We start from the raw sequence: 14574 nt of genomic DNA on the forward strand, positions 1-14574 counted from the left end.
CCGATCGGTGCAGTTCGGAGGCCTGCGCCGGTCCGAAGGGACCGGATCTGTCGGCGGCGCATGGGAGCATCGGAATTCGGGGTCAAATGGCGACGTTGATGTCGCGGGGGTCGGGTATTGGTACCAACGCACCCGCACAAAGGAGCGACGAGCCGTTGATTGCACCGCCGCCGCAGCGCATCAGGGGCAGTTCGGACCTGATACGGCTGCTGCCCTACCTGCTGCCGTATCGGGTCCGCTGGGTCTCGATGGTGGTGGTGGCGCTGATCAGCCTCGTCGCCACCATCTCGATCCCGTTGATGACCAAGGCCGTGATCGACGGGCCCATCCGGCAGCAGGATCAGCGCGGCCTGTGGATCTTGGGTACCGCCGCGCTCGCCATCGGAGTCACCGAGGCGGTGCTGTGGTTCATCCGCCGGTGGCTGACCGCCCGCGCGACGATGGGCGTCGAGGCCGACATCCGCAAGGACCTCTACGCGCGGCTGCAGATCCTGCCGATGTCGTTCCATGGCCGCTGGCAGTCCGGTCAGTTGCTGTCCCGGGTGATGAACGACCTGGCCACCATCCGCCGGTTCCTGTCCTTCGGTCTGGTGTTCATGTTGCTCAACGGCCTTCAGATCATCGCGGTGACCGCAATCCTGCTGAGCATGTATTGGCCGCTGGGCGTCGTGGTGATGGTCTCGGTCGTCCCCATCACGCTGACGGTGCTGCACTTCGAGCGGCAGTTCACCCGGCTGTCGCGCCAGGCCCAGGACCAGTCCGGGGTGGTCGCCACCCACGTCGAGGAGTCCGCGCTGGGGATGCGGCTGGTCAAGTCGTTCGGGCGGGAGGACTACGTCTTCGACCGCTTCGACAGCGAGGCCGAGGCGCTCTACCACCTTCAGGTCCGCAAGGTCGGCGTCTCGGCCCGGTTCTGGACGCTGCTTGAGATCATCCCGAACCTGACGCTGATCGTGGTGCTGGGGTTCGGCGCCTACGCCGCCGGCCACGGCCTGGTCACGATGGGCACCCTGGTCGCGTTCATCACGATGATGTTGTCGCTGGTGTGGCCGATCGCGTCGCTCGGGTTCCTGCTGTCGATGACGCAGGAGGCGATGACGGCCTCGAACCGGATCGCGGAGATCTTCGACGCGCCCCGCGAAATCGACGACGGTCCCGTCGCCGGGCCGGCCCGGGGCGGCCGGCTCGAACTCGTCGACGTCGGGTTCCGCTTCCCGGGCGCCGAGGGCCGGCAATCGCCGTGGGCGCTGCGCCACGTCAACCTCACGGTCGAACCGGGCGAGACCGTCGCGCTGGTCGGCGCGACCGGGTCCGGCAAGTCGGTGTTGGTGGCGTTGCTGTCCCGGCTCTATGACGTCTCCGAGGGCCGGATCCTGCTCGACGGCACCGACATTCGCCAGCTGAGCCTGCCCGCCCTGCGTGCTGCGGTGGCCACGGCGTTCGAGGACCCCACGCTGTTCTCGATGTCGGTGGCCGAGAATCTGCGGTTGGGGCGCGGCCCCGACAACCCGGCCGGCGATGCGGAGTTGGCCCGCGCGATCGACATCGCCGCCGCCGACTTCGTCTACGATCTGCCGTTCGGCCTGGACACCCGGATCGGCGAACAGGGCATGAGCCTGTCCGGCGGTCAGCGCCAACGGCTTTCGCTGGCGCGGGCCATTCTGGCCGCGCCCAGCGTGTTGGTGCTCGACGACACGCTCTCGGCGTTGGACGTGCACACCGAGGCCGAGGTCACCGAGGCGCTGCGGCGGGTGCTCGGTTCGGTCACCGCGATCGTCGTCGCGAATCGCGCTTCGACGGTGCTGCTGGCCGACAAGGTGGCCCTGCTCGAGGCGGTGGACGGTGTCGGCACCATCACGCGGACCGGTACCCATGCGGAACTATTGGCCACCGCGCCGCAATACCGCGACCTGCTCGCCGCCGATGACGAGCTCAACGACGACCTCGAGAACGCCCCCACCTGGGCGACTGACGCGGAGTGGGTTCGGCTGAACCACCGGCAGGAGGTGAACGATGCGGGAGACGGTTTGGCGCGGCCGGTTCGACGAGAAGTCTGACGACGACTCGCCGATCAACGAGAAGCTGCCGCGCCGGCGGGAGGCGCGCGCGTTGCTGTTCTCGCTGCTGGCGCCCTTCAAGCTCACGGTGCTACTGCTCGCGGTCATCGTCGTGGTGGAAAACGCCGCGCGGCTGTCGGTTCCGCTGCTCGTGCAGCGCGGGATCGACCGCGGCATCCCGCCCATCGCCGAGGGCGGTTCGGCGCGCGAACTGGCCATCGTGGTCGCCGCGCTGGGCGCGGTGGTGTGCACGCAGGCCGTCAGCCGGATGGTGTTCCTGCTGCGCTCCGGCAAGGTCGGCCAGCAGGTGCTGCTCGAGCTGCGCCGCCGGATCTTCCGCCATTTCAACCGCCTCGACGTGGCCTTCCACGACCGGTACACCTCGGGGCGGGTGGTCAGCCGGTCCACCAACGACATCGATGCCATCCAGGAGTTGCTGCAGAACGGCTTCGACAGCCTGGTCACTGCGGTGCTGACGCTGTTCGGCACGGCGGCGCTGCTGATCGTCCTCGATTGGCGGCTGGGCCTGATGTGTCTGGTGGCGTTCCCGATCCTGGTGCTGCTGGCGGCCTGGTTTCGCACCGAATCCGCCAAGACCTACCGCGAGGTGCGCGACAGCGCCGCGTTGGTGATCGTGCAGTTCGTCGAGACGATGACGGGCATCAAGGCCGTGCAGGCCTACCGCCGCGAGGCCCGCAACCAGGAGATCTTCGACGACGTCGCAGACCGGTACCGCGACATCAACGAAAAGACCTTCAAGCTCGTGGCGATCTTCATGCCCGGGGTCAAACTCGTCGGCAACATCACCACCGGGGTGGTGCTGCTCTACGGCGGCTACCGGGTGCTGCAGGGCGAGATGACCATCGGCGTGCTGACCGCCTTCCTGCTGTACCTGCGGATGTTCTTCGAGCCGATGCAGGAGATCACCCAGTTCTTCAACACCTTCCAGTCCGCGTCCTCGGCGTTGGAGAAGCTCGCGGGCGTGCTGGCGCAGCGGCCGGCGATCGCCGACCCCGAGCGGCCCGCGGCGCTGCCGGACGTGCGGGGCGAGGTCACCTTCGAGCGCGTCGAGTTCGAGTACGTGCCGGGCCGCCCGGTGCTGCCCGGCCTGGATCTGCGGGTCCCGGCGGGGCAGACGGTCGCGTTGGTGGGGACCACCGGCGCGGGCAAGACGACCATCGCCAAGCTGATCGCCCGGTTCTACGACCCGACCGCCGGTTCGGTCCGCCTGGACGGCGTCGACCTGCGGGAGCTGGCGCAGGACGAGTTGCGCCGGCACGTCGTGATGGTGACCCAGGAGAACTTCATGTTCTCGGGCACGGTCGCCGACAACATCCGGTTCGGCCGACCGGACGCCACGGCCGCCGAGGTGATCGCGGCCGCCGAGGCCGTCGGCGCCGACCGGTTCATCGCGGCACTGCCGGAGGGCTACGACACCGACGTCGCCAAGCGCGGCGGCCGGCTGTCGGCGGGTCAGCGCCAGCTCATCGCGTTCGCCCGGGCGTTCCTCGCCGACCCGGCGGTGCTGATCCTCGACGAGGCGACGTCATCGCTGGACATCCCCAGCGAACGGCTGGTGCAACGCGCGCTGCGCACCGTGCTGGCGGACCGGACCGCGCTGGTGATCGCGCACCGACTGTCCACCGTCGAGGTCGCCGACCGGGTGCTGGTGCTCGAACACGGCCGGATCCTCGAGGACGGCCCGCCCGCGGAACTCATTCGCGGCGACGGGCATTACGCGGCGTTGCACGACGCCTGGGTGCGATCCCTGGCCTGAGCGGGCTACAGGCCCATGCGGCGGTAGCGGTCCAGCCGGGCCGCCAACCGCGCGGCGTCCACCTGTTCGGACAGCCCCGCCACCTCGACCGCAATCGCGCGGGCAAGGCGCTTGGAGAACTCCACCGGCTCGTCGGCGGCATCCGGTTGCTCCGGCACGATCACGTCGACGATCCCGTTGCGCTTCAGATCCGCCGACCGGATCCCTTGGGCGGCAGCGAGTTCCGGCGCGTGGTCGGTGTCGCGGAACACGATCGCGCTGGCCCCCTCCGGCGGCAGCGGCGCCAGCCAGCCGTGCAGCGCGGCCAACACCCGATCGGCGGGCACCATCGCCAGTGCCGGGCCGCCGCTGCCCTGACCCATCAGCACCGACACCGTCGGCACCGGCAGCGTGACCAACTCCGAGAGGCAGCGGGCGATCTCGGCGGCCAGGCCGCCCTGCTCGGCCTCCTGCGACAGCGCCGGGCCGGCGGTGTCGATGACCAGCACCAGTGGCAGCTGCAGACCGGCGGCCAGTGCCATCCCGCGGCGCGCCTCCCGCAGTGCGGCCGGCCCGACCAACCCCCCGACCAGGCGCTGCTGGCCCAGCACCACCACGGGCTGCCCGCCGAAGCGCGCCAGCGCCAGCAGCGTCGTCGCGGCCTCCCCGGCGCCGGTGCCGGACAGCAGCACCCGCGCGGTGGCGCCGTGGCGCAGCAGGTGACCGACACCCGGTCGGTCGGGCCGGCGGGAGGCCTCCACCGATTCCCACGCCGGGACGTCGGGGATAGCGGTGTCGGGCAGCGGTTCGGGGGCGTCGCCGGGCGGGTCGGCGACGACCTTCAGGGCCCAGTCCAGGGTCTGACGCAGCCCGTCGAGCGGCACCACCCCGTCGATCACGCCGTGCTGCCGCAGGTTCTCGGCGGTCTGCACGCCCGGCGGAAACGGTTCACCGTAGAGCTGTTCGTACACGCGGGGGCCGAGGAAGCCGATCAACGCGCCGGGCTCGGCGACCGTGATGTGCCCCAGGGAGCCCCACGATGCGAACACCCCGCCCGTCGTCGGGTGCCGCAGGTACACCAGGTAGGGCAGGTGGGCCTGCTTGTGCAGGGTGACCGCGGCGGCGATCTTGACCATCTGCAGGAACGCAACCGTGCCCTCCTGCATCCGGGTGCCGCCCGAACTCGGCGAGGCCAGCAGCGGAAGACGCAGCGCGGTGGCCCGCTCGATGGCGGCGGTGATCCGTTCGGCCGCGGCCACCCCGATCGAGCCCGCCAGGAAGTCGAACTCGCCGGCCACCACGGCGACCCGGCGTCCGAACACCGTGCCCTCGCCGGTCAACACCGACTCGTCGAGGCCGGTCGCGGTTTGGGCGGCGGCCAACTCGGCGCGGTACGGCTCGGACATCGGGACGGTCACGGGCGGCACATCCCAGCTGACGAACGACCCGGCGTCCAGCACGGCGTCCCGCAACTCCCACGCACTGATACGGCTCACGCACCGAGGCTAGCCGGGGATATCTCCAGCGGTCTCTCGGTCCTAGCTGGTCATCGTTTGTTGACGGTTGTCCACAGGGAGAGGCTGGAAGGGCGGCGCGGGTCGATGCTTCGGGAGAGGCTGGGGATAGGCGTCAACAAGTGATGCCTGCGCGCGAAAGAGGGGCGGCGTGGCGACAAGCGAACCGTGGTGGCAGAACGATCCGACGATCCAGGCCTTGACCCGTCAGGTCATGGCAGAAATCGAGGAAGCCGCCGCTCGCCCGAGCCGCCCCAAGCCCGACCCCGACCAGCCCGACCCGGTGGTCGACGAGTTCTACTCCGGCACGTGCAGACGCGCGCTGGCCGCCGCGCGCGATGGACTCGCCGCGGCGCGGGCCGCCTACGACGAGGCGGTCCTCAACGCCAGGACGGCCGGATACTCGTGGAGCGAGATCGGCGCGGTGCTCGGCGTATCCAAGCAGCAGTTGCATCGCCGATTCCGGGGCCGCAGTTAGGGTGGACCCATGATCGGAATCACCCGCGAAGGCAGTGTCATGACCCTCGAGATGCAGCGCGAGGAACGTCGCAACGCACTGAACTGCGAACTCGTCGACGCACTCCGGGAGGCCGTCGAACACGCCGCCGAGCAGGACATCCGCGCGATCGTGCTGACCGGTGCGGGCCGGGTGTTCAGTTCGGGGGCCGATCTCACCGACGCCGCGGGGATGGCGGAGAAACTTCCGGACAAGGCGCTGGCCCTGAACCTGGCCATCGACAAGGCGCCGGTCCCGGTCATCGGCGCCATCAATGGTCCCACCATCGGCGCCGGGGTGATCCTGTCGCTGATCTGCGATCTGCGCGTGGTGGCGCCGGAGGCGTATTTCCAGTTTCCGATCGCCAAGTACGGGCTGGCCATCGACAACTGGAGCGTCCGCCGCCTGACCTCGCTGGTCGGTGCCGGCCGGGCCCGCGGCATGCTGCTGGCAGCCGAGAAGCTCACCGCCGACACCGCGTTGCAGACCGGGCTGGCCAACCGGATCGGCACCCTGGCCGACGCGCAGGCCTGGGCCGCCGAGATCGCCGGCTACGCGCCGCTGTCGCTGCAGCACTCCAAGCGGGTGCTCAACGATGACGGCGCCTATGAGCAGCCGCGGCCCGAGCACAAGGAACTCTTCGACCGCGCGTGGGCAAGCAAGGACGTCATCGAGGCCCAGGTGGCGCGCATCGAGAAGCGGCCACCCAACTTCGTCGGCGCCTGATGCTCTCCTCGACGATCCGGTTGGTCGGCGGCACCGCCGCATTGGCGACGGGCGGTTGGCTGCTGCGCGCGCTACACGGCGCCCCGTCGGCCCTGGGGGCCGGCGTCGAGGCCATCGCGAAGGTCGCCGACGGCTCACCGAACTATCGCGGCGGGGTGTTCCACAACCTGGAACCGGCATCGATGATCAGCCTGAGTCGGCAGGACCAGTGGCGCCTGCTCCATGACCTGTTCGACGACGCCACCAAGGGGCCCAAGCAACCGATCCCGGTGATCACCCCGAAGACCGGCGTGCCCGCCGCGGACCTGGCCTTGACCTGGTACGGACACTCCTCGGTGGTCGTCGAGGTCGACGGCTACCGCATTCTGGCCGACCCGGTGTGGAGTCAGCGTTGTTCGCCGTCGCGCAGCGTCGGCCCGCAGCGGCTGCACCCGGTGCCGGCACCGCTGGAAGCGCTGCCCGCCATCGATGCGGTCATCATCAGCCACGACCACTACGACCATCTTGATGTCGATACCGTGAAAAGACTTGTTGAAACCCAGAATTCGGTGTTCTACGTACCGCTGGGCATCGGCGCCCACCTGCGTGGGTGGGGCGTTCCCGACCAGCGCATCGTGGAACTGGACTGGGGCCAGTCCGGCGAACTCGGCGAGCTGCGGATCGTCTGCACCCCGGCCCGGCACTTCTCCGGACGCTTCCTGACCCGGAACACCACGCTGTGGTCGTCCTGGGCGATCATCGGCCCGCGGCACCGGGCGTTCTTCGGCGGCGACACCGGCTACACCGCGAGCTTCGCGGAGGTCGGCGACGAGTACGGGCCGTTCGACCTCACGCTGATGCCGGTCGGGGCCTACCACCCGGGCTGGCCCGACATCCACATGAACCCCGAAGAGGCCGTGCGGGCCCACCGCGATGTCACCGACGCGGGCCGGGGGTTGTTCGTCCCGATCCACTGGGCCACCTTCCGGCTGGCCCCGCATCCGTGGTCGGAACCCATCGAACGGATGCTCACCGCGGCCACCGAGTCGGCGGTCGCGGCGGCGGTGCCCCGACCGGGACAGCGCGTCGAGGTCGGCACCGCGACATCACCGCCGTCGATCGACGATGACGCGTGGTGGCGCCTATAGGTCGCGGAAAGCGACTACCGTTTGGCGGGTGAAACGCGCAGCGGTCCTGGCCGTGCTGATGGCGCTGGTGGCGACGGGATGTCAGGCGCCGGTGCGCCCGGTCGATCGAACGACGTCGGAGCTGCCGCCGCCGCTGGTCCCCGCGATGGCCCTGCCGGCGGCCGCGGTCGACAACGCGGTGAGCCAGCTGACCCGCATCGCCGAGGAACTGATGGACTCCTCGGGCATCCCCGGGATGGCCGTGGCCGTGGTGCACGGCGGAAGAACGGTGTACGCCAAGGGGTTCGGCGTCAAGGATGTGCGCGCGGGGGACAAGCTGGACAACCGCGTCGACCGGGACACGGTGTTCCAGCTGGCCTCGGTGTCCAAATCGCTGTCCGCCTCGGTCGTCGCTCGCCAGGTCGGCGCCAAGGCCATCAGCTGGGACACCCCGCTGGTGTCGAAGCTGCCCGGGTTCGCGCTGGCCGATCCGGCCGTCACGTCGATGGTCACCGTCGGCGACATGTTTGCGCATCGCTCGGGGCTGCCCGACCATGCCGGGGATCGACTCGAGGACCTCGGCTACGACCGTGCCTACGTGCTGTCCAAGCTGCGTGAGCTGCCGCTGCAGCCGTTCCGAACCTCATACGCCTACACCAACTTCGGGTTGACCGCGGCGGCCGAGGCGGTTGCCGTCGGCGCCGGCAGAACCTGGGAGCAGTTGGCCTCCGACGTGCTCTACGAGCCGCTGGGAATGTCGGTGACGAGTTCGCGGTACACCGACTTCGAAGACCGGTCCAACAAGGCGTTGACCCACATCCGGCTCGACGACCGGTACGAACCGCGCTTTCAGCGCGATCCCGACCCGCAATCGCCGGCCGGCGGGGCCAGCTCCTCGGTCGCCGACATGGCGCACTGGCTCGGCATGATCCTGGCCGACGGCAAGCGCGGCGATCGGCAGATCATCGACGCCGAGGCGCTGCTGCCGGCACTGACCCCCCAGATCGTGTCGAGCCCGCCAACCGAACCGGCAATGCGCCCAGGGTTTTACGGCTACGGATTCAACGTCGGCACCACCTCGGCGGCGCGCACCATGTTCAGTCATTCGGGCGCCTTCGAACTCGGCGCGGCCACCAACTTCGTGGTGATCCCGTCGGCCGACGTCGGCATCATCGCGCTCACCAACGCCACCGCCTCTGGCATCCCCGAGACGCTCACCGCCGAATTCGCCGATCTGGTGCAATTCGGTGAGGTGCGCGAGGATTGGCGGCGGCTCTATCGGGAGGCGTTCGCCGAGTTCAGCGCCCCGGTGGGGGCACTGGTGGGCAAGGACCGCCCGTCGTCCCCGGCTCCGGCCCCGCCGTTGGCGGAGCTCGCCGGAACCTACGCCAACGACTACTGGGGCCCGGCGACGGTGACCGAGCGTGACGGTGCGCTGACTCTGACGCTGGGTCCGAAGGCGCAGCCGTGGCGCCTCGAGCACTGGGACGGCAACGTCTTCACGTTCCGCTTCATCAGCGAGAACTCGCCGCCCGGTTCGGTTTCCAAGGCCACGTTCAACGGTGATGCGTTGACGCTCGAATACTTCGACGACGACGGCAAGGGGACTTTCACGCGATGACCGAGACCACGATCGCGGACCCGCTCGCCGGTCTGTCCGACGCCGAGGTCGCCCGCCGCGTCGCCGACGGCAGGACCAATGACGTGCCCACCCGCGCGGCGCGCAGCGTGTCGGAGATCGTCCGATCCAACGTCTTCACCCGGATCAATGCGATCCTCGGGGTGCTGTTCGTGATCGTGCTGGCCACCGGGTCGCTGATCAACGGACTGTTCGGCCTGCTGATCATCGCCAACAGCGGCATCGGCATCATCCAGGAGATCCGCGCCAAGCGCACGCTGGACCAGCTCGCGATCGTCAGCCAGACCAAGCCGCGGGTGCGGCGCCGGTCCGGGACGGCCGAGCTGCCCCCCAACGAGGTGGTGCTCGACGATGTCATCGAGGTGGGTCCGGGCGATCAGATCGTCGTCGACGGCGAGGTGCTCGAGGAGGCCAACCTCGAGATCGACGAGTCGCTGCTGACCGGTGAGGCCGACCCGATCGCCAAGGACGCCGGCGACCCGGTGCTGTCCGGCAGCTTCGTCGTCGCCGGCAGCGGCGCCTACCGGGCCACCAAGGTGGGCCGGGAGGCGTATGCGGCCAAGCTCGCCGAGGAGGCCAGCAAGTTCACCCTGGTGAAGTCCGAACTGCGCTCCGGCATCAACAAGATCCTGAAGTTCGTCACGTATCTGCTGTGGCCGGCCGGGCTGTTGACGATCTACACCCAGCTGTTCACCACCGACGCCGACTGGCGGGAGTCGGTGCTGCGGATGGTCGGCGCCCTGGTGCCGATGGTGCCCGAGGGCTTGGTGCTGATGACCTCCATCGCGTTCGCGGTCGGGGTCATCCGGCTGGGCCGGCGGCAATGCCTGGTCAACGAGCTACCGGCGATCGAGGGGCTGGCGCGCGTCGATGTGGTGTGCGCGGACAAGACCGGCACGCTGACCGAGAACGGGATGCGGTTCGCCGAACTGAAACTGGTGGGCGGGGCCGACCGGCAACGCGTCGAGCAGGCCCTGGCCGCGCTGGCGGCCGACGACGCCCGCCCCAACGCCAGCATGCAGGCCATCGCCGAGGCCTTCGCCACCTCGCCGGGCTGGCGGGTCGACGCCGCGGCGCCGTTCAAGTCGGCGACCAAGTGGAGCGGGGTGTCCTACGGGGAGCGTGGCAACTGGGTGATCGGGGCGCCGGACGTGCTGGTGGACCCCGGCTCCGAACCCGCGGTGGAGGCCGAACGCATTGGCGCGCACGGGCTGCGGGTGCTGCTGCTCGGATCGTGCGACCGCGCGGTGGACGCCCCCGACGCGCCGGGACGGGTGACTCCGATGGCGCTGGTGGTGCTGGAACAGAAGGTCCGGCCGGACGCCCGCGACACCCTGAATTACTTTGCCGATCAGAAGGTTTCGGTGAAGGTCATCTCCGGCGACAACGCGGTGTCGGTGGGGGCGGTGGCGGATTCGCTCGGCCTGCACGGCGCGGCCCTGGATGCCCGCCAACTACCCGAGGAGCAGGACGCGCTGGCCGACGCCCTGCAGAGCCACACCACCTTCGGCCGGGTGCGTCCGGACCAGAAACGCACCATGGTGCACGCCCTGCAGTCCCGCGGCCACACCGTCGCGATGACCGGCGACGGCGTCAACGACGTGCTGGCGCTCAAGGATGCCGACATCGGCGTGGCGATGGGCTCGGGCAGCTCGGCCACCCGCGCGGTGGCCCAGATCGTGTTGCTGGACAACAAGTTCGCCACCCTGCCCTATGTGGTGGGGGAGGGGCGCCGGGTCATCGGCAACATCGAACGGGTTTCGAACCTGTTCCTGACCAAGACGGTCTACTCGGTGTTCCTGGCGCTGCTGGTCGGCATCGTCGGGCTGGGTTCGCAGATCTTCGACTACGACCCCTTGCTGTACCCGTTCCAGCCGATCCACGTCACGATCGCGGCCTGGTTCACCATCGGGATACCGGCCTTCGTGCTGTCGCTGGCCCCGAACAACGAACGCGCCCACACCGGGTTCGTGCGGCGGGTCATGCTGGCCGCGCTGCCGTCGGGCCTGACGGTGGGTGTCGCGACGTTCGTCTCCTATTTGGTCGCCTATTCGGGCAACGACGCGTCCCGGGAGATGCAGACCCAGGCGTCCACCGCCGCGCTGATCACGCTGCTGATCGCCGGCTGGTGGGTGCTGGCTACCGTGGCCCGCCCGTACGAATGGTGGCGCGTGCTGCTGGTGACGGTGTCGGGGTTGGCCTACGTCGTGATTTTTTCCATTCCGCCGGCCCGCGAATTGTTCATGCTGGATCCGTCCAATCTGGCCACGACCACCACCGCAGTGCTGATCGGCGTGATCGCGGCGGCGGTGATCGAGGCGCTGTGGTGGCTGCAGGGCCGGATCTTGGGGGAGCGACGGCGGTTGTGGAAGGTCGAGGACTAGCGTTCACTGGGAACATGTCGTTTCTCGATAAAGCCAAGGACCTGCTGGGAAAGAACGCCGACAAGGTCGGGACCGTGGTCGACAAGGCCGGGGACTTCGTCGACAACAAGACCGGTGGCAAATATGCCGAGCAGGTCGACAAGGTTCAGGACGCCGCCAAGAACGCGACCGAGAAGTTGGATCCCACCAACAAGGACAATCCGCCGGCCTGACAGAATTGCGCCCGTGGCAAAGCTATCTGTCTCTGTTGACGTGCCACTCGCACCCGAGCAGGCGTGGGAGTGCGCTGCGGATCTGTCCCGCTACAAGGAGTGGTTGACCATCCACCGGGTGTGGCGCAGTCCGCTGCCCGAAACCCTGGAAAAGGGCACCTCGCTGGACTCGATCGTCGAGGTCAAGGGCATGCCCAACCGGGTGAAGTGGACGATTGTGCACTACAAGCCCCCGCACGCGATGACGCTGAACGGGGACGGGCGCGGCGGGGTCAAGATCAAGCTGATGGCCAAGATCACCCCGAAGGGCGACGGTTCGGTGGTCACCTTCGACACCCATCTCGGTGGGCCTGCGCTGTTCGGACCGATAGGGATGGTCGTCGCGGGCGCGCTCAAGGGCGATATTCGGCAGTCCCTGAACAAGTTCGTGACGGTGTTCGCGGGCTGAGTGCCCGGCTCAGGGCAGCGGCACCGACCACACCAGCCGGGCGCCGCCGCCGGCAGCCGGGCCGAGTTCGAGCGCGCCGGCGCATTCGCGCGCCCGGGCGGCCAGGTTCGCCAGCCCGCTGCGGGTGGTGACCTCGGGAAAGCCGCCGCCGTTGTCGGTCACCGTGACCGTCAGATTGTCGGCGACCTCGATGGTCACGGTCACCGCTGAGGCCCCGGCGTGCCGGACGGTGTTGCTGACGGCTTCGCGCACCACCGCCTCGGCATGGTCAGCCAGGCCGGCCTCGATGACCGAGAGCGGCCCGCTGATGTGCAGGGTCGCGCGCACCGGCGAGTCCGTCGTCATCTGCGCGACCGCCTGTTCGAGGCGTTGGCGCAGCCGGGTCACGCTGCCACCGTGCAGGTCGAAGATCGCGGTGCGGATCTCCTGCACCACCTGCTGCAGGTCGTCGAGCGCCCCGGAGATGCGCGCCGAGGTGTCCTCGGGGTCGGCGCTCTGGGCGCCCTGCAGGGACAGCCCGACGGCGAACAGCCGCTGGATGACGTGGTCGTGCAGATCGCGCGCGATGCGGTCGCGGTCCGAGAGCAGGTCGAGCTCCCGCATCCGTCGCTGTGCGGTGGCCAACTCCAGGGCCAGGCCGCACTGATCGGCGAATGCCGCCATCATGGCGAGTTGGTCGTCGGCGTTCCCGGTGGGCCCGTCGGCCACGCACAGCAGCACGCCGGAGACGGTGTCGTGCTCGCGCATCGGCAGGACCAGCGCGGTGGAGCCCGCGCCCAGTTCGTTGAAATCGTTGATGCGCAATGGCTTCTGCTCGGTGAATGCCCGTCCGATGGCACCCCCGCTGATCGGCATCGCGCGCCCGACCAGATCCTCGCGGGTCGACGCGGTCACCGTCAGGGCGTGGTCGGCGGTGGGGATCAGCAGTGCACCGAACGCACCGCCGGTGAGTCGCACCGTGGCCTCGACGATCTGGCGGTGCACCTCGGCCGGATCCTGACCGGCGAGCAGATTCGTGCTGATGTCGCGGGTCGCCTTGATCCACTCCTGACGCGTGCGGGCCGCCTGGTAGAGCCGCGCGTTCTCGATGGCGATGCCGGCCGCGGCCGCCAGCGCCTGCACCAGTACCTCGTCATCGGCGCTGAATTCGCGGCCGCCGTGTTTCTCGGTCAGGTACAGATTGCCGAACACCTGGTCACGGGTGCGGATCGGCACGCCCAGGAAGCTGCGCATCGGCGGGTGGTGGGGCGGGAAACCCACCGAGGCCGGGTGCTGCGAAAGGTCCTCGATACGAACGGGTTCGGTGGTGTGAAAAAGCACGCCGAGCACACCCTGTCCGGACGGCAACGGTCCGATCAGCCGCCGGGTCTCCTCGTCGATTCCCTCGTGCAGGAAGCGCTCCAGTCGGTGCAGGGACTCGGTGCTGGCCACCCCGAGCGCGCCGTAGCGGGCGTCCACCAGGCGCATTGCGGTATGCACGATGGTCTGCAGGGTCTGCTCGAGGTCCAGATCGGAGGTGACCGCGAGCAGCGCGTCGACCAGGCCGTCGCGGGCCCGGACCTCGGCGCTACTCACGGTGCTGGCGGAGTTCGGCGGCCAGCAGGGCGGCCTGGGTGCGTCGGTGCATCCCCAGCTTGGCCAACAGGCGGGAGACGTAGTTCTTGACGGTCTTCTCGGCCAAGAACATCCGTTCGCCGATCTCGCGGTTGGTCAGGCCCTCGCCCAGCAGTTCGAGCAGGGTGCGCTCGGTCTGGGTCAGGTCGCGCAGCCGGGGATCCTCGGGTTCGTTGCCCAGAGTGTCCTCGCGCAGCTTGGACATCAACGCGGCCGCGGCGCGGTTGTCCAACAACGACTTTCCGGCGCCGACCGCCTTGATCGCCTTGGCCAGTTCCATGCCGCGGATGTCCTTGACGACGTAACCGCTGGCGCCGGCCAGGATCGCATCGAGCATCGACTGTTCGTCGGTGAACGACGTCAGGATCAGACAGCGCAGCTGATCGTGGGCCGCCAGCAGGTCCCGGCACAGGTCGATGCCGTTGCCGTCGGGCAGACGCACGTCGAGCACCGCGACATCGGGGCGGGCCGCCGGGATCCGTGACTTGGCCTCGGCAACCGAACCCGCCTCACCGACGACGGTGAGGTCGGGATCGCCGCTGAGTAGGTCGATCAGACCACGCCGCACCACTTCATGGTCGTCGACCAGGAAAACCGAGATCACCCGGCCAGGTTAACGCCT

The 14574-nt window shown here is 69.2% G+C and carries 12 protein-coding genes; 9 read left to right on the plus strand and 3 right to left on the minus strand.

Annotated features, from left to right (window positions below; all coding sequences use genetic code 11):
- Positions 1 to 98 precede the first annotated feature (98 nt).
- Together RCP80_RS03660 and RCP80_RS03665 are read left to right on the plus strand one after the other, a co-directional pair.
- Complete coding sequence (locus RCP80_RS03660) at positions 99 to 2057, plus strand: ABC transporter ATP-binding protein (protein ID WP_308482688.1); 1959 nt, start codon at positions 99 to 101, stop codon at positions 2055 to 2057.
- Entirely contained in the window at positions 2014 to 3834 is a 1821-nt protein-coding gene (locus RCP80_RS03665) for an ABC transporter ATP-binding protein (protein WP_308481056.1), read from the plus strand. The genes RCP80_RS03660 and RCP80_RS03665 overlap by 44 nt, the downstream gene beginning before the upstream one ends.
- Positions 3835 to 3839: 5 nt before the next feature.
- Here RCP80_RS03665 and RCP80_RS03670 read toward each other — a convergent pair whose 3' ends face one another.
- On the minus strand, positions 3840 to 5309 hold the full coding sequence (locus RCP80_RS03670) for a carboxyl transferase domain-containing protein (RefSeq protein WP_308481057.1): 1470 nt from the start codon (positions 5307 to 5309) through the stop codon (positions 3840 to 3842).
- A 169-nt stretch (positions 5310 to 5478) separates the two neighbouring features.
- Here RCP80_RS03670 and RCP80_RS03675 point away from each other — a divergent pair, with 169 nt between their 5' ends.
- The 7 genes from RCP80_RS03675 to RCP80_RS03705 are packed head-to-tail and all read left to right on the plus strand — an operon-like array spanning position 5479 to position 12338.
- The gene (locus RCP80_RS03675) at positions 5479 to 5805 is read left to right on the plus strand and encodes a hypothetical protein (RefSeq protein ID WP_308481058.1); all 327 of its coding nucleotides are present in this window, start codon (positions 5479 to 5481) and stop codon (positions 5803 to 5805) included.
- A gap of 9 nt (positions 5806 to 5814) precedes the next feature.
- Positions 5815 to 6549 (plus strand): enoyl-CoA hydratase, encoded by a 735-nt coding sequence (locus RCP80_RS03680; protein WP_308481059.1) that lies wholly within the window; start codon positions 5815 to 5817, stop codon positions 6547 to 6549.
- Positions 6549 to 7676 (plus strand): MBL fold metallo-hydrolase, encoded by a 1128-nt coding sequence (locus RCP80_RS03685; protein ID WP_308481060.1) that lies wholly within the window; start codon positions 6549 to 6551, stop codon positions 7674 to 7676. Before RCP80_RS03680 ends, RCP80_RS03685 begins: the two co-directional genes overlap by 1 nt.
- A 58-nt stretch (positions 7677 to 7734) precedes the next feature.
- On the plus strand, positions 7735 to 9276 hold the full coding sequence (locus RCP80_RS03690; RefSeq protein ID WP_308482689.1) for a serine hydrolase: 1542 nt from the start codon (positions 7735 to 7737) through the stop codon (positions 9274 to 9276).
- The gene (locus tag RCP80_RS03695; RefSeq protein ID WP_308481061.1) at positions 9273 to 11678 is read left to right on the plus strand and encodes an HAD-IC family P-type ATPase; all 2406 of its coding nucleotides are present in this window, start codon (positions 9273 to 9275) and stop codon (positions 11676 to 11678) included. Before RCP80_RS03690 ends, RCP80_RS03695 begins: the two co-directional genes overlap by 4 nt.
- Positions 11679 to 11692: 14 nt before the next feature.
- Positions 11693 to 11890: an antitoxin gene (locus tag RCP80_RS03700; RefSeq protein ID WP_308481062.1), complete on the plus strand. Its 198-nt coding sequence runs from the start codon at positions 11693 to 11695 to the stop codon at positions 11888 to 11890.
- 13 nt (positions 11891 to 11903) lie between these two features.
- On the plus strand, positions 11904 to 12338 hold the full coding sequence (locus tag RCP80_RS03705) for a type II toxin-antitoxin system Rv0910 family toxin (protein ID WP_308481063.1): 435 nt from the start codon (positions 11904 to 11906) through the stop codon (positions 12336 to 12338).
- A 9-nt stretch (positions 12339 to 12347) separates the two neighbouring features.
- On the opposite strand, the gene RCP80_RS03710 is transcribed toward RCP80_RS03705, so the two are convergent.
- Positions 12348 to 13913, minus strand: coding sequence for a sensor histidine kinase (locus tag RCP80_RS03710; RefSeq protein ID WP_308481064.1), 1566 nt, complete (start codon positions 13911 to 13913; stop codon positions 12348 to 12350).
- Complete coding sequence (locus tag RCP80_RS03715; RefSeq protein ID WP_308481066.1) at positions 13906 to 14556, minus strand: response regulator transcription factor; 651 nt, start codon at positions 14554 to 14556, stop codon at positions 13906 to 13908. The genes RCP80_RS03710 and RCP80_RS03715 overlap by 8 nt, the downstream gene beginning before the upstream one ends.
- Between the last annotated feature and the right edge of the window lie 18 nt (positions 14557 to 14574).

It is taken from the genome of Mycolicibacterium sp. MU0053 (assembly GCF_963378095.1).
In the GTDB taxonomy this organism is placed as follows: domain Bacteria; phylum Actinomycetota; class Actinomycetes; order Mycobacteriales; family Mycobacteriaceae; genus Mycobacterium; species Mycobacterium burgundiense.

Coding starts and splice junctions, on each gene's coding strand:
- RCP80_RS03690 (WP_308482689.1), top strand. CDS start 7,735: ATGGCGCTGGTGGCGACGGGATGTCAGGCGCCGGTGCGCCCGGTCGAT.
- RCP80_RS03680 (WP_308481059.1), top strand. CDS start 5,815: ATGATCGGAATCACCCGCGAAGGCAGTGTCATGACCCTCGAGATGCAG.
- RCP80_RS03685 (WP_308481060.1), top strand. CDS start 6,549: ATGCTCTCCTCGACGATCCGGTTGGTCGGCGGCACCGCCGCATTGGCG.
- RCP80_RS03700 (WP_308481062.1), top strand. CDS start 11,693: ATGTCGTTTCTCGATAAAGCCAAGGACCTGCTGGGAAAGAACGCCGAC.
- RCP80_RS03660 (WP_308482688.1), top strand. CDS start 99: ATGTCGCGGGGGTCGGGTATTGGTACCAACGCACCCGCACAAAGGAGC.
- RCP80_RS03665 (WP_308481056.1), top strand. CDS start 2,014: ATGCGGGAGACGGTTTGGCGCGGCCGGTTCGACGAGAAGTCTGACGAC.
- RCP80_RS03695 (WP_308481061.1), top strand. CDS start 9,273: ATGACCGAGACCACGATCGCGGACCCGCTCGCCGGTCTGTCCGACGCC.